The sequence below is a fragment of the Roseateles sp. DAIF2 genome, assembly GCF_015624425.1.
GTDB lineage: Bacteria > Pseudomonadota > Gammaproteobacteria > Burkholderiales > Burkholderiaceae_C > Kinneretia.
In genome coordinates, this window is the sequence record NZ_CP049919.1 from 3,581,490 (window position 1) to 3,607,634 (window position 26,145).

Consider the following 26,145-nt stretch of genomic DNA (forward strand, 5'->3'; position numbering starts at 1 on the left):
TCAGTCGGCAATCAGTTTGGCCTGCTGAATCACTTTCTCCCAGCGCTGCTTCTCGGCAGCCACGAACTTCGCCGCCTCCGCCCTTGTGTTGGCCACCGGCGTCATGCCTTGCTCCTGCAAGCCCTGCCGGAACTCGGGAGTTGCCACGATCTTGCGGATATCGGCATTGAGTTTGTCGGCGATGGCATCGGGCACACTGGCGGCCACGGCCACGGTGGTCCAGGAGGTGGCCGCATAGGAAGGGAATCCCGCTTCCGCCGCGGTAGGCACCTGCGGCAGTGCGGGCAGCCGCTCCTTGCCGGTCACGGCCAGCGCCTTGAGCTTGCCGGTCTTGATGTGGGCGAATGTCGTCGGCGGGTTCTCGAACATCAGCTGGATCTGGCCGCCGATCAGGTCGGCCAACGCGGGTGAGCTGCCTCGATAAGGGATGTGCGTGAGCGGCGCGTCGGCGGCGATCTTGAACAGCTCGCCCATCATGTGGACCGAGGACCCGACGCCGGCCGAGCCGAAGTTGATCGCGCCGGGCTCCCGCCTCGCCTGGGCTGCCAGCTGCTTGAGATCTGCGGCGGCGATCCCCGGATTGGCGACCACGACATGCGGCATCTCGGCGAGCACGGTGACGATCTTGAAATCGCTCCCAGGGTTGTAGGTGAGCTTCTTGTAGACGGCGTAGGTCGCATGCAGCCCGATGGATCCGAGCATGAGCGTGTAGCCGTCGGCCGGGGCATCCACCACGGCCTTGCCACCGATATGGCCACCCGCGCCCGGCTTGTTCTCCACGATGACGGGCTGCTTGTACAGCTTGGCGAGCTGCTCGCCCAGCATCCGTCCCTGGACATCGGAACTGCCACCGGCCGTGAACGGGACGATGATCCGGATGGGGCGGTTCGGGTAGTCGCCGGGCTGCGCCGCGGCGGAAACTGCCACAAGGGCTAAGGGCAGCGCGAGCAATCGGAGCCGCGCAGGGAATGCAGTGGGCTTCATGGCGTGTCTGGAGTTGACGTGCCCTCACTCTAGGCCCCGCATCCAATACGAGAAAATGCTTTGTTTTCTGCACGGTATACGCATTTGGTATGCGTTCATGATCATGGCCAGAGCCCTGAACTTTCGACAGATTGAGGCGTTTCGCGCCGTCATGCAGACAGGCACCACCACGGGTGCTGCCGCGCTGTTGCATACAACGCAACCCTCGATCAGCCGCCTGCTGGCGCAGGTCCAGGCGGCCACCGAGCTCAAGCTCTTTGATGTCCACAAGGGACGCTTGCGGCCGACGCAGGAGGCTCGTGAACTATTTGAGACGGTGCAGCGGCACTTCCTGGGGCTCGAGCGCATCGAACAGAGCGTCGCGCTGCTGCGCAACTCGGGCACCGGGCGGCTGCATGTCGGCTGCACGCCTGCGCTCGGCTTGTCGGTGATGCCCAAGGTGGCCGCGGCCTTCTCTCGATGGCATCCCGAAGTCCACATCAACCTCCAGACCGTCGGGGCCGTGGCGCTCCGCGAAGGCTTGCTGCATGGCCTCTACGACCTGGTGCTGACGACCACGCCCCTCGAGCATCCGCAGCTCGATGCCGAGGTGCTGCACCGCTCCCGCATGGTCTGCGTGATGGAGCCCGCCCATCGGCTCGCCGGTCGCTCCCATCTGGATGTCAGGGACCTGAATGGCGAAGTGCTGATCACCTTGAATGCCGAGGATCCGATCTCGGTGGAGCTTCAGGATGTACTGGTGCGGCACGGCGTCGTACCCGCTGCCACGATGGAGACGACCTACTCCGGAACGATCTGCATGATGGCGCTGGAGGGGATTGGCATCGGCATCGTCAATCCGCATGTGGCTTCTGTCTTTGCCGACCGGCTGAAGGTGGTCCCCCTGCGTCCGGCCTGTTCGGTCGACGTCTACCTGGCCTTGGCACCGCAGTCGGCGCCCTCCCGCATGACGGAGACTTTCACGGCCTTGCTGCGCGCCCACTTCGATACGGCTCCCCCTGGGAAGAGCACTTCCCCCAGGCCGACAAAGGGACGAAAAAACCACTCATGAGGAAGCGAGAGAACGGACGCCGCCGCGCATCCCCCTGCCTCAGCGACTCGATCTATCCAGCTCTCGCCGGGTCTCGGCTGGATATTGCCCTGGAGTGCGTGAATACTTGCGGATCGTGTTGCGGGACAGGCCAGTTCGTCTGGCTATATCGCGGATGGACAGCTGCTCGCGCAGTGCCCAGCGTCGTATGACACTCAGTGTCGCCACGTCAATCACTCCTGAACTCCTGCCGCAAATAGCAGCAGGCTTAGGTTTGATGCGCGGGTCAGATTTGGATGGCAATTACCTGGCAGCCAGGGGCACTTCGACGCGGAAATCAACACCGCAAGTGATTCAACCGGTGCCTTGCCCCCTAGTTCCGAGACAGCACAGCCATACGCCGCGGCTCCCCATGGCTACACTTTCCTCCTCCGGGGCGAAACCCGCCCCAGGCGGGCACCGATTGGGAGGCATGGCGATGGTCGCCGACGGATCCGACAGACGCCCTGTGCGCCGTTTGCTGCCGTTGGCCATCGCAGCATTGGCGGCGACGGCATCGGCCGCCGAGTTCCAGTGCGCCCCACTCAAGCCGAGTGAGTCACGTCGGCCGGCCTATACCCGCATTGGCGAACAGGCGCGATGCGAAGGCTTCTATGACCGCAGTGTCTCTCAACCCTTCATCGAGATCATCTCGCTGACAAGCGGAACAGCGCCGGCCGATGGCGCCACGGTGCTGACGTTGTCGACGCCCACTCGCGTGGCCGCCCGATTGATCGTGCAGCCGCTGAGGCCGGCGCCGTTCTACCGGGTCGACGCCCTTGTGCCCGCGGGCCAGGCGCTGTCCTGGGACACCGCTCCGATGCTCTCCTCAACCGGGCTCAGAGTGCGCGACCTGGGTTTCCTGGCATCGCAGGTGGCCGGAGGAGCCGGCAGCGCGCTGATACCCGTCACGATAGGTCGCGCCACCGCCGCACCCGCCGATGGCCCCTCCCTGCTGCAGGCCGTGCTTCGGGTATCCGTACCGGTGGCATCGCTGGCATGGCGGCGCCAGCGCATGGACGGCAGCGCCGGTACATGGCGTGATATCCCGGGACCAGCCCGGTTTGCCTGGGAACGCGTGCCGCTGGCGCTTGAGATGCCTCCCGATGGCGGTGGTGTACGCGTCGACGTCCAAGCCGTCGACGCCGACGGCAAGGTGCTGCCGATGCTGCGTTTCTCCGTGTCCGGCCTAGCCGATGGCAGCCCCTGATCCCCAAGCGGATGCGCTCGCCGACGCCCGCGCCATGGTCGCGCGGCAGTTGGCTGAAAGGGCGGCGGATTCTGGCGCGTCGCTGAGCGAGTTGCAGGCTCTGCACGAGCGGCTGCGCCTCATCGATGCGGGTCTAGCCGCTCGCCCTCCGGCATCGAAGCCTCGCCGCATTCCCCCGGCACTTCTGCCTGCACTCCTGATCGCAGCACTGCTCTCGCTTGCCGACACCGTACCGATACGCTCGGTTCCGTTCAGCCTGGAACTGCGCGCCCAGTCTGCGACGCTTCGATTCGACAATGCCGGGGAACTTGAGGCTCAGCCAGTCGACGCAGAGCTGCGTATCGAAGGTCAGACACTGATTGAGTCCCCGGCACCGGCGCTGACCGACTCGGTGGCAGCCGCAGGCCCTGATCCGCTCGTCCTACGAGCGCCTCAGCTGACATTGCGACGGCTCGCCTATCCGGCCGGCGCCACGCTGGTCATCGCTGCCGGCAGGCAGGTGCAACTCGGTGTCGATGCGCCGATAGGTCCATTGGTGGCCGAGATCGAATTTGCCGGCACCGCAACATGGCGCCTCGGCTCGGGCGAAGCCTCGCCATCGCGCGATTTCTCACACGCCGAGTCGCTGCAGGCCTCCGCCGGCGCCACCGCGCCGGGGCAGCGCCCTCCACCGCTTGACCTGTGGCTCGGCCGCGGCGTGTCGCGCAGCTATCAGTGGAACGGGCTGCGACCTACCGCGGTGCAGTTCGTAGCACGCCGCATCAGCAATGCCGCCACGCCGATGCTCGCGTCCAGCCTCGAATGGGCGCAGCTGGTTCTACCAGCGACTGGTGCGCAGGTCACGCTGGGCGCCGGCGACCGACTCGATCTTGCCGGCCTGACCCTCGAGCGCTTCGAAATGACAGTGGGGGACAGTGTCGGACTGAAGCTCGCCGGTACAGCACGAGTCCTTGCCACGCGTACTGGTGACTTCGAGCGTTCGCTCAAGCCAAGCCTGCTCGAGTTCCTCGCCCGCAATCACGCGGTAGGCCTCTTCTGGAGTGCTGGCTTGTTGCTTTGGGGAGCAATCGCATGGATTCGCAAGCAGTTCGCCGCAGACTGAAACCACGAAGCCAGGGTGTCGCGGCCGCTGCGGCTTGCTCTGCACTGCTGACAGGCGCTGCATGGGCGCAGGACACCACCTTCGACGACGGGCCAGTCCTGGCCGAACGGCTGCTCGCCGGCGTCGTACGCGTACATGGCGGCGAGCATGGCTTCGGCGTGGTGGTCGGCGCCGACGACACCTTCATCTATGTCGTGACTGCAGGCCATGTCGTCGGCTCGTCGGGACCGGTTCTCTTGCACGGTTGCAAGCAAGCGCTGCCGCCCGACCTGCCGGCAGAACGCATGGCGGGGTTCGACCCCGCCGCTGCGGATGTGGCTTTGTTACGCGCCCAGCGTCCGCCAGGCTACCGCCTGGTCATACGCGCGATGGCACCGGAGGAACGCGTGGCCATCAGCGACCCGGCCTGGCTGCTCGGCCGCGATGACACCTGCGCGGTGCGGCCCGCCAGTGGCGCAGTGGCGGCATTGGCCGACACGCGCAAGCTGTGGCGCATCGACATGCCAGGTGTCCTGGGCGGCAGTTCGGGGGCACCGGTCGCAACCGGGCGCGGGCTGATCGCGTTGACCACCGACTCGGACAACGTCAACCTCACCGCGCTTGGCTTGGCGTCTCTCTCCATGCGTGTGCGCGCGGCAGGCGCGCGTTTCGATCTCGTCGACGCCCGCAACGAGCCACCGACCGATCCACTGGCCGCCGAGCTGGATTTGGCCGAGATGCTTGGAGGCTTCCTTCGCGAACTGCGCGACGCCCAGACCGTGCTGCGCCAGCCGACCGTCAAGCGTGAGTACTTCGCACGCACGGTGGCCGAGTACGACGAGGTGGCCAAGCGTTTCCTTGCAACAAAGGACAAGTACGCCGGCACCCTCGCGCGCAACTGGCCGCCTGAGGTCGGTCCGCAGTGGCTGGCCTTGCGTGACCGGCTCTGGTCCGCTCATGAGAACTTCCTCGCCGTCAACAGCCATGCACGCCAGATCGTCGAGACCGAGCGCATTCCTCAGATCGTGCGTGACCGGATGGAAGCGCTTGACCCGGAACTCGGCGCCTTGCAAGGCGCCATTGCGCAGTTCTTGCGCGCCCTCAGCCAAAGGAGGCCATCAAATGACACGCAACCCCCATGAAAACGCCAATGCTCGCAGCTTCGCCAAGCTGATCAGCCGTGCGCGGTCGGGAGCCATCGTGGCCGTGCTCGTGGCCGGCTGCGGTGGCGGCAGCGAAGTGCTGCTGGTGCCGTTCTTCACCTTCGGCTTCGCTTTCAACGGCACGCTGGCCGGTGCCAACCACGACGTGTTCCTGAACCTGAACCCGAACGCGCCGACCACGGCGACCGGCAACTTCGAGGCCTTCAGCACCCTGCGCATCGACACCGACTCGCGCGACGTCAGCGGCAGCTACTCGGGTTGCACGCTCACGCTAACCGTCGGCCCCAGTACCGGCGGCACAGCATCGACGTTGATTGCGGCCAGCTATTCAGGCAATTTCAACGGGGCGAACACCATCGTGCTTACGCCGAGCTCTGGAACGCTGCCAAGCCTCATTCTTACCCGGGCCGGCGGCCAAACTGACCCGCGTGCGCAGACCTGTTGAGCCTAGGCTGGCCATGCCAGCCCGGCGCACCAGCAGCAGGCGGCTCGGGCAGCTGGTGGGCGATCGCGTGGCAGCCCCCCCCAACTCAACACGGACGCGCCTCACACGTTGGCAATGTGCTGCCTTGGCGAACAAGAGTGGAACCGGTCAAACGAAGGTTCACCTCTGTACGTGGGTATCGATCCCGCCAAGAACGTGTTTGCCCTGCGCGGTGCGATGGGGCTGGAACGCATGAATCGATGCGACTAGGCGTGCCACACGCCAAGCTGCTGGAGCAGATGATCTCTCGGCTGCCCAGTATGATCGGCGCGAAATCCTGCTCCGGCGCGCACGGCTTGTTCGACTGTTCTGGAGCCTGGGCCACAAGGTTCAGGTGATGGCGCCGAATTTCTTCATCCTGAATCTTCATCCTGAATAGGCAGCAGACTCAGCTACCACCGGCAAACGGATCAGCCGTTCAGGAGCGGGCAAGTGCTGAGCACATGCCCGTAGCAGACGCGGCATCAGCGTCGCCAAGTCGAAGCGCCGGTTGAAGCGGTACTGGAACTCGGCCAGGAAGCGCGGATGCTGGGCGCTTTGCTTGCCCGTGCCATGCAAGATGGCCTCGTGGCTGCAACTCGCGGCGTTGACGCCCACGAAGCTGGACAGTCCGTCGCTCACGACGTGAGTGTCCTGGGCCAAGGCTCGTACAGCCAAGCGCTTGACGCTGACAAGCTTCCAGTCGGGCAACACGTCCAACCGCGTCACCAGGGGTTGACCGCTGGCGGTGGTCTTACGGCTGCAATCAGGGGCACCTTCTTCTCCGAAGCCCGGCCGCGCTTGCCGCCGGTGCGCTCGCCGCCCAGGAAGGCGTCGTCGATCTGCACGATCTCTCTAAGGCGGCGCCCTTGCTCCCGAGGGCCAGCATCACTTGCATGAGCTTGTGCTTGATGAGCCAGGCGCTGCGGTAGCTCACCCCCAGATGGCGGTGCAGTTCCAGCGCCGACGTCCCCGTCTTGGTCTGGGTGAGCAGGTACAGCGCCAGAAACCATATGTCAGGGGTAGCTTGCTGGACTCGAACACCGTACCCGCCAGCAGGCTCGTCTGCGTTCGGCAGCGATTGCACTGCCAGTACCAGCGTCCCTGCCGCTGGAAGCGGCTGCAGCCGGAGGCCCTACAGTGCGGGCATGCGAAGCCTTCTGGCCAGCGCCGCGCCCGCAAGGCTTCGCGACACTGCACCTCGGTGCCAAAGCGCTGCAGGAACTCTCGCAGCGAAAGGCCGGCTTGGAATTGCACTTGGTTGGTCGGCATGTTCACCTCCTCGGGGATACATGCCGCCATCCTCCTCGCCCGCTCGCTCACCACGCGAGTCTGGCTGAGCTTGCTTCCTAATCAGGCTTTTTATGCCCGATCGCCCTGCTTCAGGGCTTGGCCGCGGCGAACTCCTGCGCAAACCAGTCGTCCAGCAGCTGCTTCTCGTAGCGCAGCGACTCGGTGCTCGAATGCGCGACGCCGATGCGGCTCAGGAAGTTCATGTCGGACAGGCGCACCTTGCCCTCGCGCAGGGTCTTATCCCCCTCGCTGAGCACGAAGCGCAGCTCCATGCTGGGCCAGCCGATCGCCTTGACGACGCGGATGCGGTCCATCGCGCGGCCGCGCGGCTCCATATCCCCGGCCAGGTTCACATCCAGCACCTCGACCGAGAGCTTCTGCGAGGCCGGCAGCCGCTTGTCGGCCAAGCCGCGCATATAGGCCTCCAGCTCGCCCAGGGTGCGCTCGCGCTCGATTTGGGTTTCGCCGGCATCGGCGAACTTCTCGGGGTTCACGAACCGCAACTCGAAGGCCGCCTGGGCCGATAGCGCCGCACTCAGCAGCGCGCCCAGCAGCAGGGTCTTGCGGATGGTCTTGTTCATGCCCATGGCACCTCCTTTTGACGTCTTCATACCTCGTCAAGTATAGGAAGCGGCATGAAAAAAGGCGCCACGGGAGCGGCGCCTTTACCTCGATGAAACAGGCAGCAACAAAGGCTGCCGAGGCCCGTCAGGCCCTAGCGGTGCGCAGATGCATCGAGAAGGCGCGCAACTCGGCAATGCCGCTTTCCTCGGCCTTGTGGCACCAGGTCTGCAGGTCGCTGACCAGCTGCTCGGCCGACACATTGGTGCGGGTCCAGAGCTGGCGCAGCTCCTCGCGCATCGTCACCAGCTTGTCCAGCACTGGGCTGGCGGCGCGCGCACCCTGGATCTCGACATGCACGGCCGCCGGGATGCGATCGGCATCGCGGTGCAGCCAGCGCTTGGCCAGCTTGAACTGGGCCCATTTGGCGCTGTGCTGCTCGCCCTGCGCCTTCAGCTTGGCCAGCTCGGCCGCGCAGGCCTGGCGCAGATCGCTGGCGTAATGGGCCATCACCTCGTAGCGGTTGGCGATGATCGCCTCCAGCGTGTCCTTGTCGGCCGGCTTGATGTCGCCCTGGCGCAGCTTCGGCGCGGTCTTGCGCACCTTGGCCCAGCCCAGCATCTCGAAGGCGCGGATATAGCCCCAGCCGATGTCGAACTCGAAGGGCTTGACCGAGAACTTGGCCGAGGTCGGGTAGGTGTGGTGGTTGTTGTGCAGCTCCTCACCACCGATGATGATGCCCCAGGGCGAGATATTGGTCGACGCGTCCTGGGCCTCGAAGTTGCGATAGCCCCAGAAATGGCCCACGCCGTTGACGACTCCGGCGGCCCAGAACGGGATCCAGGCCATCTGCACCGCCCAGATCGTCGCGCCGATCGCGCCGAACAGGGTCAGGTTGATGATCAGCATCAGGCCCACGCCCTGCCAGCTGTAGCGGCTGTACAGATTGCGCTCGATCCAGTCGTTGGGCACGCCATGGCTGTACTTGGCCAGGGTTTCCTGGTTCTTGGCCTCGTTGCGGTAGAGCTCGGCGCCCTCCTGCATCACCTTCTTCAGGCCGCGCGTCTGCGGGCTGTGCGGGTCTTCCTCGGTCTCGCACTTGGCGTGGTGCTTGCGGTGGATGGCCACCCATTCCTTGGTGACCATGCCGGTGGTCATCCACAGCCAGAGGCGGAAGAAATGCGAGGGGATCGGCCCCAGGTCCAGCGCGCGGTGCGCCTGGGCGCGGTGCAGGAAGATGGTCACGGCCGCGATGGTGATATGGGTCACCACCAGGGCATAGACCACGACTTGCCAGATGCTGGCGTCCAGCAGGCCGAAGCCCAGCCATTGCACCAGGCCATCATGTACGGTCGTCAAGAAGTCCATTCGTTCCTTACCCGCGCCTGTTGGGCGCACAACACAAAACCACCTAATTGTAGGGGCCCGTTCCTAAATACCCGCTGAATAAGTCCTGGTATTTGCCCTTTCCTCGCCCCGAATCGCGGGGGGTGAGGCCATTCCGTTAAAAAAAGCTGCTAGCCGTCGCCGCTTACTTTTTGCGTTCCCAGACCGCGGCGAAGAAGCCATCGGTGCGGTGCTGCTGCGGCCACAGGCGCACGAAGCCCTGCTCGACCAGCTCGCCGGCGCGCGCCACATGGGCCTTCTCCAGCACCTCGGCCGCGTCCAGCGACACGAAGTCCTGGTGCGCCTCGCCGAAGGCCCGCGCGATCTGCTCGTTCTCGGCCTCCAGCAGACTGCAGGTCGCATAGACCAGGCGGCCGCCCGGCTTCAGCAGCCGCGCCGCGCTGTCCAGGATGGCGCGCTGCTTGGCCTGCAGTTCCACCACAGCTTGCGGCGACTGGCGCCACTTCAAGTCCGGATTGCGCCGCAGGGTGCCCAGGCCCGAACAGGGCGCATCGACCAGCACCCGGTCGATCTTGCCGGCCAGGCGTTTGATACGCTCGTCGCGCTCGTGCACGATCTGGGCCGGATGCACGTTCGACAGCCCGCTGCGCGCCAGGCGCGGCTTCAGGTTGTCGAGCCGGTGGCCGGAGACATCGAAGGCGTAGAGCCGGCCGGTGTTGCGCATCGCCGCGCCCAGCGCCAGGGTCTTGCCGCCGGCGCCGGCGCAGAAGTCCACCACCATCTCGCCGCGCTTGGCGTCCAGCATCAGGGCCAGCAGCTGGCTGCCCTCGTCCTGCACCTCGACCGCACCGCCGGCGAACACGTCCAGCTTGGTCAGCGCCGGCTTGCCCTCGACGCGCAGGCCCAGCGGCGAATAGGGCGTCGGCAGCGCCTCGATGCCGGCCTGTAGCAGCGCGGCCTGCACCTCCTCGCGCTTGGCCTTCAGGGTATTGACGCGCAGATCCAGCGGAGCGCCCTCGTTCATGCTGCCGGCCAGGGCCCAGAAGCCCGGCTCGCCCAGGCGCGCCAGCAGCGGCTCGGCCAGCCAGTCCGGCAGGTTGTGGCGCAGCTTGGGCGCCAGGCTGGCGCGGTCGATCTGCTTGACCTGGGCCAGCCATTCCTGCTCATGCGGCGCGAGGGCGCCGCGCAGGAAGGTCTCGCTGCCCTGCCAGGCCAGGAGGGACAGGCGCCGCTCGATCGCGCCGCTGCCCGACTGGGCCAGATGCTGCAGCAGCGGACGCTGGCGCAGCACGGTGTAGACGGTCTCGGCCAGGGTATGGCGTTCGCGCTGGCCGAGGGCCTTGTGCTTGCGGAAGAAGGCGGAGACGACGCCGTCGGCCGGCGCGTCGAACTTGAGCACGGCGCGCAGCAGCTCGGTGCTCAGATCAAGAAGGGCATTAGGATGCATGGCCCGGATTATCCCAGGCCCTTCTACACCCCTCGATGGACGACACCGCCCTGCCCCCGACCCGCACCGGCCGCTACCGCCATTACCGCCGCGGCCACGAGTACGAGGTGCTGGGCGTGGTGCGCCACAGCGAGACCTGTGAGCCGCTGGTGCTGTACCGCGCGCTGTACGGCGCGCAGGAGCTGTGGGTGCGCCCGCATGCGATGTTCTTCGAGCGCCTGCCCGGCGGCGAGCTGCGCTTCGCGCCGGTGGACTGAAGCCCGCGATGCCGGCCCTGCACCAACTGCGGCAGCGGCCGCGCCTGTTGATCGGCGTGGCCACCGGCGCCTTGCTGGCGCTGGCCTGGCCGACCCAATTGGACTGGTTGACCCGCCTGCTGCTGGGCTGGAATGCCGGCGTCTGGACCTATCTCGTGCTGGTGCTGGCGATGATGTGGCGCACCCCGGCCGAGCGGGTGCAGGCCCATGCGCGCGCGCTGGCCGATGGCGTCGGCGTGGTGCTGCTGCTGGCGGCCGCTGGCGCGCTGGCCAGCCTGGGCGCGATCGCGCTGGAGCTCGGTCATCTGCGCCAGGCCGGCGGCTGGCTCTATCTGCTGCTGGCGCTGGCCACCGTGGTCGGCTCCTGGCTGCTGCTGCCGGTGGAGTTCGCGCTGGCCTATGCCAGCCTCTACCACCGCGGCGCGCGCGGCCGCGCCCATGGGCTGGAGTTCCCCGGCGACGCGGGCGCGCCGGACTATGGCGACTTCTTCTACTTCTCGGTCACCCTGGCCGCAACCTCGCAGACCTCGGACGTGGCGGTCAGCGCGCGGCCGATCCGCCGGCTGGTGCTGGTGCAGGCGGTGCTGTCCTTCGCCTTCAATACCGGCGTGCTGGCGCTGACGATCAACATCCTCGCCGGCCTGATCAACTGAACTGCTGCGCCTCGCCGTCCAGTTGCACCACCCGCGCGCCCTCGATGCGCAGCCGGTCCTCGACGAACCAGCGCACCGCGCGCGGATACATGCGGTGCTCGAGCTTCAGCACGCGGGCCGACAGCGCCGCCTCGTCGTCGCCCGGCTGCACCGGGGCGATGGCCTGGGCCACGATCGCGCCATGGTCCAGCTCGGCGGTCACGAAATGCACGGTCGCGCCGGCAAACTGGCAGCCCTCCTGCAGCGCGCGGCGGTGCGTGTGCAGGCCGGTGAAGGCCGGCAGCAGCGAGGGATGGATGTTCAGCATCCGGTTCGCGTAATGCGCGGTGAAGCCGGGCGTCAGGATGCGCATGAAGCCGGCCAGCACGACCAGGTCCGGCGCGAAGCCGTCGATCACCCTCTGCAGCTCGGCGTCGAAGGCCGCGCGGCCGGCCTCGCCGGGGCCGAAGGCCTTGTGGTCCACCACCGCGGTGGCGATGCCATGGGCGGCCGCGAAGGCCAGGCCGGCGGCGTCGGGGCGATTGCTGATCACCGCGGCGATGCGCGCCGGCCAGCCTTCCGCGGCGCAGGCCTGGACGATGGCCTCCATATTGGAACCGCGGCCGGAGATCAGAATCACGACGTTTTTCATGGGCCGGCAGTGTAGCTGCCTACAATCCCGGACCCGGGTCGACCCGGCCGCAAACCATGACCCAAGACGACCCCACCCAGACCCGTCCACGCGTGCTGTCCGGCATGCGCCCCACCGGCGCCCTGCATCTGGGGCATTACCACGGGGCGCTGAAGAACTGGCTGCGCCTGCAGGCCACGCATGACTGCTTCTTCTTCGTCGCCGACTGGCATGCGCTGACCACCGCCCAGCCGCAGGACCGCGCGCACCTGGAGCGCCATGTCTACGACATGGTGATCGATTGGCTGGCCGCCGGCATTGATCCGGCGCAAACCACCCTCTTCATCCAGAGCCGCATGCCCGAGCATGCCGAGCTGTTCACCCTGCTGGCGATGAGCACGCCGCTGAGCTGGCTGGAGCGCATCCCCAGCTTCAAGGACCAGGCCGGCAAGAGCCCCGACAGCACCAGCTATGGCCTGCTCGGCTATCCGCTGCTGCAGGCCGCCGACATCCTGATCTACAAGGCCGCCGCGGTGCCGGTCGGCGAGGACCAGGCCGCCCATGTGGAGGTGACGCGCGAGGTGGCGCGCCGCTTCAACCATCTCTACGGCCAGGGCCAGCCGCTGCTAACCGAGCCCCAGACCCTGCTGACCGAGACCGCCCGCATCGCCGGCCTGGACGGCCGCAAGATGAGCAAGAGCTACGGCAACGCGATCGCGATGCGCGACGCGCCCGAGGTCACGGCCGAGAAGATCCGCACCATGCCGACCGACCCGCAGCGCGCGCGCCGCGGCGACCCCGGCGAGCCGCAGCGCTGCCCGGTCTGGCCGCTGCACGAGCTCTACAGCGACGACGCGACGCTGGAATGGGCTGCCCAGGGCTGCCGCAGCGCCGGCATCGGCTGTCTGGACTGCAAGCAGCCGCTGATCCAGGGCATCCAGCGCCAGCAGGCCGAATGGCGCGAGCGCGCCGATACCTACCTGGCCAATCCCAAGCAGGTGCACTGGATCGTCGAGGTAGGCACCGAGCGCGCCCGTGCGGTCGCACGCAAGACCCTGCGCGAGGTGCGCGCGGCGATGGGCCTGAGCTACTGATGCAGAGGGACCCGGGAGGCGATGACATGGCCGGCATCCACATCACCGACATCGAGGCCGCGATCAACTGGTGGCGCGAACGCCGGCCCTCGATCGACGGCATCAGTGCCTGCGCCGAGGTGCGCGCGCTGGCCGAGGTCTATGCGCTGATGGTCTATTACCGCGAGCCCAGCTGCGACGAGGACGGCATGCCGGCCAAGGCCAAGAACGCCTGGCTGGCCTGGTACGACAGCACGCCCGACGCACCCTGCATCGCGATCTGCTCCACCAGCCAGGGCGACGAGCTCTGCAAGGGCTGCGGCCGCACCTTCGACGAGGTGCAGAACTGGCCGGTGATGACGCCCGGCGAGAAGCGCGGCACCTGGCGCCGCATCACGATGGAGGGCTCGGCCTGGCGCTTCAACCGCTATGCCGAGCGCGCGCTGGAACCCAAGCCGAGCACCAACCCCAAGGACGACCCGGCTTGAGCCCCGCCTCCCATCTCGACAGCCTGCGCCGCCTGGCGCCGCTGGCCTGGCCGGTCTTCGTCGGCCAGGTGGCCGTGCTGGCCTATTCCACCATCGACACCATGCTGGTGGCGCGCTACTCGGCCACCGAGCTGGCCGCGCTGGCCGTGGGCTCCGCGGTCTACATGACCGTGTTCGTCGGCCTGATGGGCGTCGTGATGGCGGTGGCACCGCTGGCCGGCCAGCTCTTCGGCGCTGGCAAGAAGACCGAGGCCGGCGACCAGCTGCATCAGGGCATCTGGCTGGCCCTGGGCCTGACCCTGCTGGGCGAGCTGGTGCTGTTGTTCCCCGAGCCCTTCATGGCGCTCGCCAAGACCACGCCCGAGGTCGAGGCCAAGGTGCGCGCCTATCTGCGCACCCTCGCCTTCAGCCTGCCGGCCGCGCTGATCTTCACCGCCTTCCGCGGCTTCAACACCGCGGTGTCGCGGCCCAAGGCGGTGATGGTGCTGCAGCTGCTGGGCCTGCTGATCAAGGTGCCGCTGAGCCTCTTGTTCATCCGCGGCTTCGGCCCGGTGCCGGCGCTGGGCGCGGTGGGCTGCGCGCTGGCCACGGTGTTCGTGATGTGGAGCCAGGTGCTGATCGCCTGGACCCTGCTGCGCCGCGATCCCTTCTACGCCGGCTTCGCGCTGGACCGCGGCGGCCTGCTGCACGCGCCGCGCTGGGATGCGATCCGCGGCCTGCTGCGCCTGGGCCTGCCGATGGGCGGCTCGATCCTGATCGAGGTCACCGGCTTCACCTTCATGGCCATCTTCATCGCGCGCCTGGGCCCCACCGCGGTGGCCGGCCACCAGCTGGCCGCGAACCTGGTGGCGCTGATGTTCATGATGCCGCTGGCCCTGGCCAATGCCACCGGCACCCTGGTGGCGCAGCGGGTCGGCGCGCACGACGCGCAGGACGCGCGCCGCATCGGCTGGCATGGGCTGGAAATCGCGCTGCTGATCGCCTGCCTGATGGGCGGCACGGTGTTCTTCGCGCGCGAGCAGGTGCTGGGGCTGTACACCCAGGATGCCGCGATCATCGGCGCGGCCCTGCCGCTGCTGCTGTGGGTCTGGCTGTTCCACCTGGGCGATGCCGGCCAGACCCTGGCCGCCTTCGTGCTGCGCGCCCACCGCATCGCCACCGCGCCGATGGTGATCTACGCGCTGGCGATCTGGGGCGTCGGCATCGGCGGCGGCTACTGGCTGGCCTTCGGCGGCGTGCCCTGGGTGCCCGGCTGGCTGCAGGGCGCCAGCGGCTTCTGGGGCGCCGCCACCGCCGGGCTGCTGCTGGCGGCGGCGGGCCTCTCGGCCTACCTGGCCGCCGTGCATCGCGCCGAGGCGCGCGAAGCCTAGGCCGGCAGGCTCAGCACAAAGCAGCTGCCGCCGCCCTCGCGCGCCTCGCAGCGCACGCTGCCCTGGTGGCGCTCGGCGATCTGCTTGACCAGGGACAGGCCCAGGCCGACGCCACCGGCCTGTTCGGCATGGCCGGGCAGGCGGAAGAAGGGCTCGAAGATGCGCTCGCGCATCTCGGCCGGCACGCCCGGGCCACGGTCATTGATGCGCAGCTCCAGCCGGTCGGCGCGCCGTCGCAACTCCAGCTGGACCTGGGCGCCGCCGCCATAGCGGCGCGCGTTCTCCAGCAGATTGCGCAGCGCGCGGCGCAGCAGGCGCTCCTCGCCGCGCACATGGAAGTCGGTGATGCCGGCCTCCGGCTCCACCTCGGCGCCGGTGCGCACCGCCTCCTCGGCGGCCAGGCCCAGCAGGTCCACCCGGTCGGTGGACAGGGCCTGGGCCCTGGCCTCGAGCCGGCTGGCCAGCAGCACCTCCTCGACCAGGGCATCGAGCTCGGCGATATTGGTGTCGATCTCCTGCTGCAGCCTGGCGCGCTGCGCCGGGCCGGCGCTGTCCAGCATCGCGAAGGCCATCTTCAGGCGCGCCAGCGGCGAGCGCAGCTCATGGCTGGCATTGGCCAGCAGGCTCTGGTGCGAGCGCAGCAGCGCCTCGATCTGGTCGGCCGCGCGGTTGAAGCTGCCGGCTACCTTGGCCACCTCGTCGCGGCCGTCGTCGCGCACCCGCAGGCCCAGATTGCCGGCGCCGAACTGCTCGACGCCGCGCTGCAGGTTCTCCAGCCGCCGCGTCAGGCGCCGCACCACCGGATAGGCCCCGGCGGCCACGCCCAGGAACAGCAGCACCAGGAACATCACCAGGGCGCCGCCGCTGGGCGGCCGCCAGGCGCCGAAGGGGCCCCAGACCGGCCAGAAGGAGCCCTCGTTGCGCCGTACATGCAGGCGCGGCTCGCCGCCGGGCGGCAGCGGCGGCGGCCCGAATTCCGGCCCCGGGCCGGCCCCGGTGCGGCCATCGGCGCTCAGCGCGCGCTGCATGCGCAGGCCGCGCAGCAGGGTCAGGCTGCGACCATCCTCCAGCGCAACGTCGAGCCGGCGCACGCCCGGCTCGCCCTCGCGGCGCTGGAACTGCTCGGTGGCCGCGATGCGCTCGCCCTGCGCGTCGTTCAGCGCGATCGCCATGCGCAGGCGCTGGCCCCAGTCGCGCAGCGACTCGGCCTGCGCCTCGCGCGGCGCATCGGCCGGCGGCAGCGCGCCATGGATCAGCACCGCGGTGGCGGTCAGGCGCTCGACCGCGGCGACCTCGAAGCCGCCGCGCTCCTCCTCCATCTGGCGCTGGAACAGCCAGGCCGAGCCGAAGGCAAAGGCCAGCAGCAGGGCGACCAGGGTCAGGTAGATGCGGAGATAGAGGGATTTCAAGAAGCGCCGCCCTCGGCGTCCTGCTTGCGTGCGAACACATAGCCGACGCCGCGCACCGTCAGCACCCGGCGCGGATTCTTCGGGTCTTCCTCGATCACCGCGCGGATGCGCGAGACATGCACGTCGATCGAACGATCAAACGCGTCCAGCGGATGGCCCTTCAGCGCGTCCATGATCTGGTCGCGCGACAGCACGCGGCCCGGGCTCTGCGCCAGCACGACCAGCAGGTCGAACTGATGACTGGTCAGGTCGCAGGTCTTGCCGTCCAGGCGCGCGACACGCGCCGCCAGATCGATCTCCAGGCGGCCGAAGCGCAGCACATCGTCGGCCTCGCCATCCGGCTCGGCACGGCGCAGCAGGGCCTTGATGCGCGCCTGCAGCTCGCGCGGCTCGAAGGGTTTGGCCAGGTAGTCGTCGGCGCCGAGCTCGAGGCCGAGGATGCGGTCCATCGGCTCGCCGCGCGCCGACAGCATCAGCACCGGCAGGCGGCGGGTGCGCGCATCGCTGCGCAGGCCGCGGCAGAAGTCCAGGCCGTCGCCATCGGGCAGCATCAGATCCAGCACCAGCAGCTCGGGCAGCGCGCCCTCCAGGGCCTGGCGGCCCTGGGCCAGATTGCCGGCCACCGCCACCTCGAAACCGGCCGCGGTCAGGTAGTCGGCCAGCATCGAGGTCAGGCGGGCGTCGTCGTCAACAAGAAGCAGTCGGGTGCTCATCGATCGCAGGGCTTGGGGATGGTGGCCGGCGGCGCGACGCGCCGCCGCCAGGGCTCCGGACATGGGGATGTCAAGCATAAGCCAGTCTCGCTCCGTGATTTCAATGCTGCTGATGGCCGCGCGGCTGGCGGTGCTCCTTCATGCGCTCGGCCATGCGCGCCTCGCGCTTGGCCATGCGCTCGGCCAGCTTGGCGCGCTGTTCGGGCGTCAGCACATTGGCCGCGGCGACCAGGGCCTGGCTCATGCGCTTGCTGACCTGCTCGTGCAGCGCCTGGCTCTGCTGGCGCACCGACTCGACCGCGGCCGCGTCGACGCTGGGCGCGGCCAGCAGCGAACGGCCCTGCTTGTGCAGCTCGTGCAGCGACTGGCGCTGCGGCTTCAGCTCCTCGGCCGCGCTCTTCATGATCTGGCGGATCTGGCTGCGCTGCGCATCGCTCGCGTCGACCAGGTCCAGCATCTGTTCGGCATGGTGGCCCGGGCCACCGGCCCGGTGCATGCCACCGGGCAGCGCCTGCGCGGCACCGAAACCCAGGGCGGCGGCCAGCGCGGCGGCCTTCGCGACTTGATGCATCAACTTCATCGTGGACATCAGCGGCTCCTTCATCAGCCATTGGGGTGATCGAATGCTCGCCCCGGCGCGTAACGCCCCCATGCCGCGAATGTAAAGATGAACAAAGGCTGAAGCGGCCGCCCATGGAAAAGGGGCCCCGCGGGGCCCCTTCCTGTCGCTCGTCCTGGCGCGGCGCCGCTGGGCGCCGCCGGGACTCACTTGATCGGCTTGAAGCGCATGCGCTTCGGGCGCGCGCCCTCCTCGCCCAGGCGCTTCTTCTTGTCGGCCTCGTACTCGTGGAAGTTGCCATCGAAGAAGAACCACTGCGAGTCGCCCTCGCAGGCCAGGATATGGGTGCAGATGCGGTCCAGGAACCAGCGGTCATGGGAGATCACCATGGCCGAGCCGGCGAACTCCAGCAGCGCCTCTTCCAGCGCGCGCAGGGTTTCGACGTCCAGGTCGTTCGAAGGTTCGTCCAGCATCAGCACGTTGCCGCCCTGGGCCAGGGTCTTGGCCAGGTGCAGACGGCCGCGCTCACCGCCGGACAAGCTGCCCACCAGCTTCTGCTGGTCGTTACCCTTGAAGTTGAAGCGGCCCAGATAGGCGCGGCTGGGCATCACGAACTTGCCGACCGTGATGTTGTCCAGGCCGCCCGAGACGTCCTCCCACACGGTCTTGTCAGCCTCCAGGCTGGCGCGGCTCTGGTCGACGAAGGCCAGCTTGGCGGTCTTGCCGATCTTGACCGTGCCGCTGTCCGGCTGCTCCACGCCTTGCAGCATGCGGAACAGGGTCGACTTGCCGGCGCCGTTGGGGCCGATGATGCCGACGATGGCGCCGGCCGGCACCTTGAACGACAGGTTGTCGATCAGCATGCGGTCGCCGAAGCTCTTGCTCACGCCCTCGAACTCGATCACCTCATTGCCCAGGCGCTCGGCCACGGGAATGAAGATTTCGTTGGTGACGTTGCGCTGCTGATATTCGACGTCGCTCAGTTCCTCGAAACGGGCCAGACGCGCCTTGCTCTTGGCCTGGCGGCCCTTGGCGTTGGAGCGCACCCACTTCAGCTCTTCCTTCATCGCCTTCATGCGGGCGTCTTCGGACTTCTGCTCCTGCTCCAGGCGGCGTTCCTTCTGGTCCAGCCACTCGGTGTAGTTGCCCTTCCAGGGGATGCCGTGGCCGCGGTCCAGTTCCAGGATCCACTCGGCGGCGTTGTCCAGGAAGTAGCGATCGTGGGTGATCGCCACCACGGTGCCGGGGAAGCGCTGCAGGAACTGCTCCAGCCACTCGACCGATTCGGCGTCCAAGTGGTTGGTCGGCTCGTCCAGCAGCAGCATGTCGGGCTTGCTCAGCAGCAGGCGGCACAGCGCCACGCGGCGCTTCTCGCCGCCGGACAGCACGCCGATGACGGCATCCCAGGGCGGCAGGTTCAGCGCGTCGGCGGCCAGCTCCAGCTGCAGGTCGGTGTTCTCCGAACCGGCGGCGGCGATGATGGCCTCCAGCTCGCCCTGCTCGGCGGCCAGCTTGTCGAAGTCGGCATCCGGCTCGGCGTATTCGGCGTAGACCTCGTCCAGGCGCTTCTTGGCGGCCAGCACGCCGCCGATGCCCTCTTCCACCGCCTCACGCACGGTCTGGTCGGGGTTCAGGCGCGGCTCCTGCTCCAGGTAGCCGATCTTGATGCCGGGCATCGGGATCGCTTCGCCCTCGATCTCCTTGTCGACGCCGGCCATGATCTTCAGCAGGGTCGACTTGCCCGAGCCGTTGACGCCCAGCACGCCGATCTTGGCGCCCGGGAAGAAGGACAGCGAGATGTCCTTGAGGATGTGGCGTTTGGGCGGAACCGTCTTGTTGACGCGGTTCATCGAAAAGACGTACTGGGCCATGATGCTCGCGAAGTTTTGGGATGTCGGAAAAGCGAACGCGGGCCCTGGCATTGCCACGCCAGGCCCGCACAACAGGGGCTATTGTCGCAGAGCTTGCGGCTCGGGGCCGTGACGGCTCAGAGCGAGGGGGCGATCAGCACCACCCGGCGGTTCTGCGCCCGGCCGGATTCGCTGGCGTTGTCGGCGATCGGCTTGGCGCTGCCGAAGCCCTGGGTCGGCAGCTTGTCGGCCTGCAGGCCGGCCGCGGCCAGGGCCTGCGCCACCGAGCCGGCCCGGCGCAGCGAGAGGCGGCGGTTGTAGTCGGCATCGCCGACATTGTCGCTATGCCCTTCGATCCGCAGGCCCGGCACCCCCACCCCCGCCAGGGTGCGGCCGACCTGCTCCAGCTGCTGCATCTGCTGCGGCTTGAGCCGCTCGGAGTCGAAATCAAACAGCAGGCTGGCCGCCAGGTTCAGCGACCATTCCTCGCCGTCCTCGGAGCTGAAGCCCAAGGAGCGCAAGGCCTGGACCTGGGCCTCGGTCCAGCGCGGCGGCGCGGCGGACGGCGCCGGCGGCAGTTGCTGGCAAGCCGCCAGCAGGAGCAACAACAGCGGAAGCAGGAATCGGGTGAGGTACTTCATGACGGGAGAGGTACAGCCGGGAGAAGGTTTCAGGATTGGGGCGCGGCGCGGTCGCGCCGCTTGCGCCGGTACATCGCGCCATCGGCCGCGCGCAGCAGGGCCTCGGCGCTGTCGCCATGCTCGGGGTAGACCGCGACGCCGACGCTGATGCCCGGCGTCACGCCGTCCACCGACCCGCCCGGCCCCAGAGCCACCGGCGCGACCACCGCCTGCTCGATCTGCTGCACGACGCGCCAGGCATCCTCGGCATGGCGCAGCGGCTCGATCAGCACGACGAACTCGTCGCCGCCCAGCCGTGCCACCAGGTCATGCTCGCGCACCGCGCCGCGCAGGCGCTGCGCCAGCGCCACCAGCACCCGGTCGCCGACCTCATGGCCGTATTCGTCGTTGATCTGCTTGAAGCGATCCGCGTCGATGAACAGCAGGCCCAGGCCGCCGCCCTCGGTGCGGGCGCGCTCGACCGCCTCGCGCAGGCATTGCTCGAAATGCGCCCGGTTCGCCACGCCGGTCAGCCCATCGCGGCGCGCGCGGTGCGACAGGTTCTCATGGTCGGTCTGCAGGGCCGCATGGCGGCGCAGCAGCTCGGCCTCGCGCGCCTGCACCTCGTCCAGCAGCGCATTGAAATCGGCCGCCAGCGCAGCGATCTCCTGCACCGCGCCGCCCTGGGCCCGGCGGTCAAAGGCGCGCTGCTGCCGGATCGCGCGCGACTGCGCCGCCAGCTCGCGCAGCGGCGTCTCCAGCAGCGCGGTCAGCCGCTGCGTGCCGCGCAGCACCGCCAAACCGCTCAGGGCCATGCCCAGCAGCACTGCGGCCAGCGCCCAGGCCAGCGCGCGCATCAGCAGCGCATCGTCGCCGTGCAGCTCCACATAACCCAGCACGCGCCCCTGGTAGCGCACCTCGGCGCGGGCCTGCAGGGGCAGCAGCCGCTCGGTCCAGCCCGCCAGCAGCGCATGTCGCGGGCGGCCCTCGCGCCCGGCCAGCTCGGCGCCGCCGGCCAGCACGATGCGGGCACCGGCCAGGCGCTCGCGCGCCACCACCTCGGCCAGCAGCTCCTCGGCCGCCGCCGCATCGCGGAACACCACCGCCGCTTCGCCGGAGTAGGCGATCGAGCGCGCGATCAGCTCCAGGCTGTGCAGCTGCGACAGCCGCAGCGACAGCAGCATGCCCAGGGTCAGCACCGAGCCGACCACCAGCAGGGTCACCGTGGCGACGCGCAGCTGGCCGCGGCGCAGCAGCATCGCCAGGGTCGGCAGCCCGGTCGGCGGTACGCGTTCGCTGCGGGGGGTCATCAGGACACCCCAGCCGCGCGCGGCCGCGCCAGGCGCAGCACCTGCGGATGCACGCGCAGCCCGCTGCGCGACACCGCATCCAGATTGACCTCGAAGCGCAGGCCACCCGCGCCGGGCGCCAGGCAGAACAGGCCGCCATCGCTGCAGAACTCGGCACCGCGGCCGATGCTCAGCACCGGCCGACCGGCCAGTCCGTGCAGGGCCTGGCGCTGCGCCTGGGTGTCCCAGCCCTCGAAATAGACCGCGTCGCAGCCGCCGGGCGGCGGCGTGTCGGCCTCGATGCTACGGCCTTGCATCGGCCAGCGCAGCTTCAGGCCCTCGAGTTGCGCGAGGATCGCCCCGGCCTCGGCCGCGCCGCGGCTGACGCACAGGGTCAGGGTGCGGCTGCTGCCGGGCCAGGCGGTGTAGCCGAGGATGGCGCCGACCAGGGCCGGCGTGCCCAGGCCGCTGTCGGCCTGCACCAGCGCGCGCGCCGCCTCGTCACCGGCCAGGGCCGGTGAGCACAGACAGCAGGCCAGCAACAGGATGCGGCGGCAGGAGGAAATCGAGAAACGGCCGGAACTCATACGTACGTACAGGGCGCCTTAAGGCGCCGGGCCAGTGTACGAGCGCCGCGCCCGGGAGCCGGCGGACCCGCCCCCGCGGTCAGGGGCTCAAGCCTCGGGCGGATCGAACAGATAGCCCAGGCCGCGCACCGTGCGGATCAGGCGCGGCTCGCGCGCATCGTCGGCCAGCTTCTGGCGCAGGCGCGAGATCAGCAGGTCGATATTGCGCTCCAGCGCCGGCGCGCCCGGGCCGCGCACCAGGCCCAGCAGCTCCTGGCGGCACAGCACGCTGTGCGGCCGCTCCAGGAAGGCGCGCAGCAGCCGGTACTCGGCCGGCGCCAGCGCGGTCGAAAAGCCATTCGGCCCGCACAGCCTTCGCGTCTGCGTGTCCAGCCGCCAGCGGCCGAAGTACAGCGGCCGCTCCTCCAGGCTGCGCCGCAGCAGGCCCTGCAGGCGCAGGCGCAGCTCGTGCAGGTCCTGCGCCTGGCGCGGCTTGGGCAGCACCGCATCGGCGCCCAACTCCAGCGCCAGCACCCGGTCCAGCACCGCGTTCTCGCCCAAGAGCGCGAGGATCGGCACCCGGGAGCGCGTGCGCAGCGCGCCCAGGCGCTGCCAGCCGCGGCCCTGCGCGTCCTGCGGATCGAGCAGCAGCAGCTCGTAGCGACCACCATGCGCCTCCTCCAGCGCCGCGGTGTCGCCGGCCACGGTCAGCTGATAGCCCCAGACCGTCAGCGCCTCGCACAGCATCGAACGGGTCGTCGCATCGGGATCACACAACAGGAGGCGGGCTTGCAGCACATCGGGGTCGGGCTGGAACATGGGGAGACTTCTGATTGGAATGGCGGCAAGCCTAGGGCCCGGGCATGTGTTCGTTTTTTGGAAGATGGCGGCAACTCACCCGCTATTTACCTGCGCTTGACACATGGCGCAGACCGCCCCGCCGTCGCCCGGCTACAATGCCGGCTGACGCTGCGCACAACAGTCTTTGCGCAGCGTTTGTTTTTTGAGCCCCACGCACGCTCCTTGTGCGGCCCGAAGACTGGCGTGGCACATGATGCCGCGCGGCCGCACTCACAGGGCACCGTGCTCACATTGCAGTCAATGACATTCGATTCCCTGGGCCTCGCAGCGCCGCTGCTGAAGGCCATCGCCGACGCCGGCTACACCTCCCCCACCCCGATCCAGGCCCAAGCCATCCCCGCCGTCCTCAAGGGCGGCGACCTGATGGCCGGCGCACAGACCGGCACCGGCAAGACCGCCGGCTTCACCCTGCCGATGCTGCATCGCCTGTCCGCCACGCCGGCGGTCAAGAACGCCCGCGGCAAGCACATGGTGCGCGCCCTGGTGCTGACCCCGACCCGCGAGCTGGCCGCCCAGGTCGAGGAAAGCGTCAAGACCTACGGCAAGTACCTGCCGCTGACCAGCATGGTGATGTTCGGCGGCGTCGGCATGCAGCCGCAGGTGAACCGCCTGCGCGACGGCGTCGACATCCTGGTCGCCACGCCCGGCCGCCTGCTGGACCACCACATGCAGGGCACGCTGGACCTGTCCAAGGTCGAGATCCTGGTGCTGGACGAGGCCGACCGCATGCTGGACATGGGCTTCATCCATGACATCAAGAAGGTGCTGGCGATCCTGCCGCAGAAGAAGCAGAGCCTGCTGTTCTCGGCCACCTTCAGCGACGACATCAAGAACCTCGCCGACCGCCTGCTGAACCAGCCGGCGCTGATCGAGGTGGCTCGCCGCAACCAGACCAACGACGCGATCGCGCAGAAGGTCCATCCGGTCGGCCGCGAGCGCAAGAAGGACCTGCTGGCGCACCTGATCAAGTCGGGCGACTGGCACCAGGTGCTGGTCTTCACCCGCATGAAGCATGGCGCGAACCGCCTGACCGATTTCCTGAACGAGCAGGGCATCAGTGCGATGGCGATCCACGGCAACAAGAGCCAGGGTGCCCGCACCAAGGCGCTGGCCGAGTTCAAGAGCGGCGAGCTGACCTGCCTGGTGGCGACCGACATCGCGGCGCGCGGCATCGACATCGATCAGCTGCCCCATGTCGTCAACTACGAGCTGCCCAACGTCCCAGAGGACTATGTGCACCGCATCGGCCGCACCGGCCGCGCCGGCGCGCAGGGCGAGGCGGTCAGCCTGGTCTGCGTCGACGAGCAGGGTTTCCTGCGCGACATCGAGAAGCTGATCAAGCGCGAGATCCCGAAGGAAGCCGTGCCCGGTTTCGAGCCGCCGGTCGGCGAGAAGCCCGAGCCCATCGTGCTGGGCCGCATGGTGCTGAACCCGAACGGCAGCCGCGGCCGCGCGCCGAACCCGGCCGGCGGCCGGGGTGGCGGCGGTGGCGGTGGTCGTGGCGGCCAGGGTGGACGCCCGGGCCAGAACGGCGGCGGTCGTCCGCAGGGTAGCGGCGGCGGCCAGGGGCGCGGCCAGCAGGCCAACGGCGGCCGTGGCAATGGTGGCGGTGGCGGCGCTCAGCCGCGCCGCGAGGGCGGCGGTGGCCAGCGCAGTGGCGGTGGCGGTGGCGGACAGGGCGGCGGTGGACGCCTGACCCAGCCCAAGCGCTGAAAACAAGCGGCTCCTGCCCAAAGCCCGGCCTCGGCCGGGCTTTTTTGTGCCCGCTCGCGGCATCCGCTTGCCATTTATCAAGTCCGTCCTCGAAGGCTATGCTGGAATGCAGCGCGGAGGACACCCCATGAAGCTGACCTTTCTAGGTGCCGCCGATGCGGTAACCGGCTCGCGCCATCTGCTGGACACCGGCCGACAGCGTCTGCTGCTCGACTGCGGCCTGTTCCAGGGCTACAAGGCGCTGCGCGAACGCAACTGGGCACCGCTGGGCGTGCCGGCCAACAGCCTTGACGCCGTGCTGCTCTCACATGCCCATCTGGACCACAGCGGCTATCTGCCGGCGCTGCTGCGCCAGGGCTACCAGGGCCAGATTTTCTCGACCGGCGCCACGCGCGATCTGTGCGAGGTGCTGCTGCTCGACGCCGCCAAGCTGCAGGAAGAGGATGCGCGCCGCGCCAACCGCTTCCACACCAGCCGTCACGACAAGGCCCTGCCGCTCTACAGCAGTGCTGACGCAAGGAAGGTTCTGACCCATTTCGTCGGCCTGCCGCGCGACGGCCGGCTGCGCCTCAAGGACTGCGAGATCCGCTTCACCCCGGTCGGCCATCTGCTGGGCGCCTGCGCGATCCGTGTCGAGACCGGCGCCGGGCGCAGCCTGCTTTACTCCGGCGACCTGGGTCGCACCAACGACCTGCTGATGCCGCCACCGCAGCAGGCCCAGGGCGCCGAGGTGCTGCTGATCGAGTCGACCTATGGCAACCGTCTGCACCCGGCCGAGGATGTGCAGGCCCGCCTGGGCCAAATCATTCGCGATACCCTGCGCCGCGGCGGCAGCGTGCTACTGCCCAGCTTCGCGGTCGGGCGGGCGCAAGCGCTGCTGCTGGTGCTGCAACGCCTGCGGGCCGCGGGCGAACTGCCTCACCATCTGCCCATCCTGCTGGACAGCCCGATGGCCGCCCAGGCCACCGAGATCACACGCCATCACGGCCGTCTGCTGCGCATCGCGCCACACGAGCTGGCCACCCTGGACGAAGGCGTCAGCATCATCAGCAAGCCGGCCGAGTCGCTGAAGGCGGCCGTGCGCGCCATCACGCGGCCCAGCATCATCATCTCGGCCAGCGGCATGGCCACCGGCGGGCGGGTGCTGAACTATCTGAAGACCCTGGCGCCTGGAGCGCGTCACCACATCGTCTTCCCAGGCTTCCAGGTCGGCGGCAGCCGCGGCGCCAAGATGATCGCGGGCGACCGCGAGATTAAGCTGCAGGGCGAATATGTGCCGGTCAATGCTGAGGTCAGCCATCTGGAAGGCTTCTCGGGCCATGCCGATGCCGAAGGCCTGATGGCCTGGATGCGCAAGCTGGATCGCGCGCCCGAGCAGGTGTTTGTCGTGCATGGCGAGCCGGCCGCCAGCGACGCGCTGCGCAGCCGCATTCAGGACGAACTGGGCTGGCGTGTGCGCGTGCCTCAGCATGGCGAAACCGTGAGCCTGTGAGCAG

General features: G+C 68.7%; 25 protein-coding genes and 2 pseudogenes. 12 read left to right on the forward strand and 15 right to left on the reverse strand.

What is annotated here, in order from left to right; translation table 11 throughout:
• Positions 1-984, reverse strand: a complete 984-nt coding sequence (locus G8A07_RS16585; RefSeq protein WP_195793131.1) for a tripartite tricarboxylate transporter substrate binding protein — start codon at positions 982-984, stop codon at positions 1-3.
• Between the two features lie 103 nt (positions 985-1,087).
• Between G8A07_RS16585 and G8A07_RS16590 the strand changes: the two genes are divergently transcribed.
• Positions 1,088-2,035, forward strand: a complete 948-nt coding sequence (locus tag G8A07_RS16590) for a LysR family transcriptional regulator (RefSeq protein WP_195797812.1) — start codon at positions 1,088-1,090, stop codon at positions 2,033-2,035.
• A 63-nt stretch (positions 2,036-2,098) separates the two neighbouring features.
• On the opposite strand, the pseudogene G8A07_RS16595 reads toward G8A07_RS16590, so the two are convergent.
• Positions 2,099-2,251: pseudogene (locus G8A07_RS16595) on the reverse strand (IS21 family transposase); the annotation flags it as partial.
• A 235-nt stretch (positions 2,252-2,486) separates the two neighbouring features.
• On the opposite strand from G8A07_RS16595, the gene G8A07_RS16600 reads away from it, so the two are divergent.
• Genes G8A07_RS16600 through G8A07_RS16615 form a run of 4 tightly spaced genes read left to right on the forward strand, consistent with a single transcriptional unit; the run spans position 2,487 to position 5,952 of the window.
• On the forward strand, positions 2,487-3,263 hold the full coding sequence (locus G8A07_RS16600) for a hypothetical protein (RefSeq protein ID WP_195793132.1): 777 nt from the start codon (positions 2,487-2,489) through the stop codon (positions 3,261-3,263).
• Entirely contained in the window at positions 3,250-4,365 is a 1,116-nt protein-coding gene (locus G8A07_RS16605; RefSeq protein ID WP_195793133.1) for a hypothetical protein, read from the forward strand. The genes G8A07_RS16600 and G8A07_RS16605 overlap by 14 nt, the downstream gene beginning before the upstream one ends.
• On the forward strand, positions 4,335-5,486 hold the full coding sequence (locus G8A07_RS16610; protein WP_195793134.1) for a serine protease: 1,152 nt from the start codon (positions 4,335-4,337) through the stop codon (positions 5,484-5,486). The genes G8A07_RS16605 and G8A07_RS16610 overlap by 31 nt, the downstream gene beginning before the upstream one ends.
• Positions 5,467-5,952 carry a hypothetical protein gene (locus G8A07_RS16615; protein ID WP_195793135.1) on the forward strand — a complete coding sequence of 162 codons (486 nt, stop codon included), beginning with the start codon at positions 5,467-5,469 and terminating at the stop codon, positions 5,950-5,952. The genes G8A07_RS16610 and G8A07_RS16615 overlap by 20 nt, the downstream gene beginning before the upstream one ends.
• A gap of 405 nt (positions 5,953-6,357) precedes the next feature.
• Here G8A07_RS16615 and G8A07_RS16620 read toward each other — a convergent pair.
• From G8A07_RS16620 to G8A07_RS16635, 4 genes and pseudogenes are all read right to left on the reverse strand, one after another.
• Positions 6,358-7,242 (reverse strand): annotated as a pseudogene (locus tag G8A07_RS16620) (IS1595 family transposase).
• A 110-nt stretch (positions 7,243-7,352) separates the two neighbouring features.
• On the reverse strand, positions 7,353-7,844 hold the full coding sequence (locus G8A07_RS16625) for a DUF3016 domain-containing protein (protein WP_195793136.1): 492 nt from the start codon (positions 7,842-7,844) through the stop codon (positions 7,353-7,355).
• A gap of 127 nt (positions 7,845-7,971) precedes the next feature.
• Complete coding sequence (locus tag G8A07_RS16630; RefSeq protein ID WP_195793137.1) at positions 7,972-9,192, reverse strand: fatty acid desaturase; 1,221 nt, start codon at positions 9,190-9,192, stop codon at positions 7,972-7,974.
• Positions 9,193-9,355: 163 nt separating this feature from the next.
• Positions 9,356-10,618: an RsmB/NOP family class I SAM-dependent RNA methyltransferase gene (locus tag G8A07_RS16635; protein WP_195793138.1), complete on the reverse strand. Its 1,263-nt coding sequence runs from the start codon at positions 10,616-10,618 to the stop codon at positions 9,356-9,358.
• A gap of 35 nt (positions 10,619-10,653) precedes the next feature.
• On the opposite strand from G8A07_RS16635, the gene G8A07_RS16640 reads away from it, so the two are divergent.
• Both G8A07_RS16640 and G8A07_RS16645 read left to right on the forward strand, forming a co-directional pair.
• On the forward strand, positions 10,654-10,875 hold the full coding sequence (locus tag G8A07_RS16640; RefSeq protein ID WP_195793139.1) for a DUF1653 domain-containing protein: 222 nt from the start codon (positions 10,654-10,656) through the stop codon (positions 10,873-10,875).
• 8 nt (positions 10,876-10,883) lie between these two features.
• Positions 10,884-11,528 carry a DUF1345 domain-containing protein gene (locus tag G8A07_RS16645; protein WP_195793140.1) on the forward strand — a complete coding sequence of 215 codons (645 nt, stop codon included), beginning with the start codon at positions 10,884-10,886 and terminating at the stop codon, positions 11,526-11,528.
• Here the strand turns inward: G8A07_RS16645 and purN are convergent.
• On the reverse strand, positions 11,521-12,159 hold the full coding sequence (gene purN, locus G8A07_RS16650) for a phosphoribosylglycinamide formyltransferase (RefSeq protein WP_195793141.1): 639 nt from the start codon (positions 12,157-12,159) through the stop codon (positions 11,521-11,523). The two genes, G8A07_RS16645 and purN, sit on opposite strands and share 8 nt — an antisense overlap.
• A 56-nt stretch (positions 12,160-12,215) precedes the next feature.
• Between purN and trpS the strand changes: the two genes are divergently transcribed.
• From trpS to G8A07_RS16665, 3 genes are read left to right on the forward strand one after another with little or no spacing between them, the layout of a single operon-like run.
• Positions 12,216-13,232, forward strand: coding sequence for a tryptophan--tRNA ligase (gene trpS, locus G8A07_RS16655; protein WP_195793142.1), 1,017 nt, complete (start codon positions 12,216-12,218; stop codon positions 13,230-13,232).
• A 26-nt stretch (positions 13,233-13,258) separates the two neighbouring features.
• Entirely contained in the window at positions 13,259-13,699 is a 441-nt protein-coding gene (locus tag G8A07_RS16660; protein ID WP_195793143.1) for a DUF3717 domain-containing protein, read from the forward strand.
• The gene (locus G8A07_RS16665; RefSeq protein WP_195793144.1) at positions 13,696-15,069 is read left to right on the forward strand and encodes an MATE family efflux transporter; all 1,374 of its coding nucleotides are present in this window, start codon (positions 13,696-13,698) and stop codon (positions 15,067-15,069) included. Before G8A07_RS16660 ends, G8A07_RS16665 begins: the two co-directional genes overlap by 4 nt.
• Here G8A07_RS16665 and G8A07_RS16670 read toward each other — a convergent pair.
• The 8 genes from G8A07_RS16670 to G8A07_RS16705 form a co-directional block, all read right to left on the reverse strand.
• Positions 15,066-16,478, reverse strand: a complete 1,413-nt coding sequence (locus tag G8A07_RS16670; protein ID WP_195793145.1) for a HAMP domain-containing sensor histidine kinase — start codon at positions 16,476-16,478, stop codon at positions 15,066-15,068. The two genes, G8A07_RS16665 and G8A07_RS16670, sit on opposite strands and share 4 nt — an antisense overlap.
• Positions 16,475-17,191, reverse strand: a complete 717-nt coding sequence (locus G8A07_RS16675) for a winged helix-turn-helix domain-containing protein (protein WP_195793146.1) — start codon at positions 17,189-17,191, stop codon at positions 16,475-16,477. Before G8A07_RS16675 ends, G8A07_RS16670 begins: the two co-directional genes overlap by 4 nt.
• 100 nt (positions 17,192-17,291) lie before the next feature.
• Positions 17,292-17,780: a Spy/CpxP family protein refolding chaperone gene (locus G8A07_RS16680; protein WP_195793147.1), complete on the reverse strand. Its 489-nt coding sequence runs from the start codon at positions 17,778-17,780 to the stop codon at positions 17,292-17,294.
• Positions 17,781-17,956: 176 nt separating this feature from the next.
• Positions 17,957-19,621 carry an energy-dependent translational throttle protein EttA gene (gene ettA, locus G8A07_RS16685; protein ID WP_195793148.1) on the reverse strand — a complete coding sequence of 555 codons (1,665 nt, stop codon included), beginning with the start codon at positions 19,619-19,621 and terminating at the stop codon, positions 17,957-17,959.
• Between the two features lie 116 nt (positions 19,622-19,737).
• The gene (locus G8A07_RS16690) at positions 19,738-20,241 is read right to left on the reverse strand and encodes an OmpA family protein (protein WP_195793149.1); all 504 of its coding nucleotides are present in this window, start codon (positions 20,239-20,241) and stop codon (positions 19,738-19,740) included.
• A 29-nt stretch (positions 20,242-20,270) separates the two neighbouring features.
• Positions 20,271-21,530 (reverse strand): sensor domain-containing diguanylate cyclase, encoded by a 1,260-nt coding sequence (locus tag G8A07_RS16695; protein ID WP_195793150.1) that lies wholly within the window; start codon positions 21,528-21,530, stop codon positions 20,271-20,273.
• Entirely contained in the window at positions 21,530-22,096 is a 567-nt protein-coding gene (locus G8A07_RS16700; protein WP_195793151.1) for a YfiR family protein, read from the reverse strand. The genes G8A07_RS16695 and G8A07_RS16700 overlap by 1 nt, the downstream gene beginning before the upstream one ends.
• An 87-nt stretch (positions 22,097-22,183) precedes the next feature.
• Positions 22,184-22,894: a response regulator transcription factor gene (locus tag G8A07_RS16705; protein WP_195793152.1), complete on the reverse strand. Its 711-nt coding sequence runs from the start codon at positions 22,892-22,894 to the stop codon at positions 22,184-22,186.
• A gap of 282 nt (positions 22,895-23,176) precedes the next feature.
• Between G8A07_RS16705 and G8A07_RS16710 the strand changes: the two genes are divergently transcribed.
• Positions 23,177-24,649 (forward strand): DEAD/DEAH box helicase, encoded by a 1,473-nt coding sequence (locus G8A07_RS16710; RefSeq protein ID WP_195793153.1) that lies wholly within the window; start codon positions 23,177-23,179, stop codon positions 24,647-24,649.
• 127 nt (positions 24,650-24,776) lie between these two features.
• On the forward strand, positions 24,777-26,141 hold the full coding sequence (locus tag G8A07_RS16715) for an MBL fold metallo-hydrolase RNA specificity domain-containing protein (RefSeq protein WP_195793154.1): 1,365 nt from the start codon (positions 24,777-24,779) through the stop codon (positions 26,139-26,141).
• The last annotated feature ends 4 nt before the right edge of the window (positions 26,142-26,145 follow it).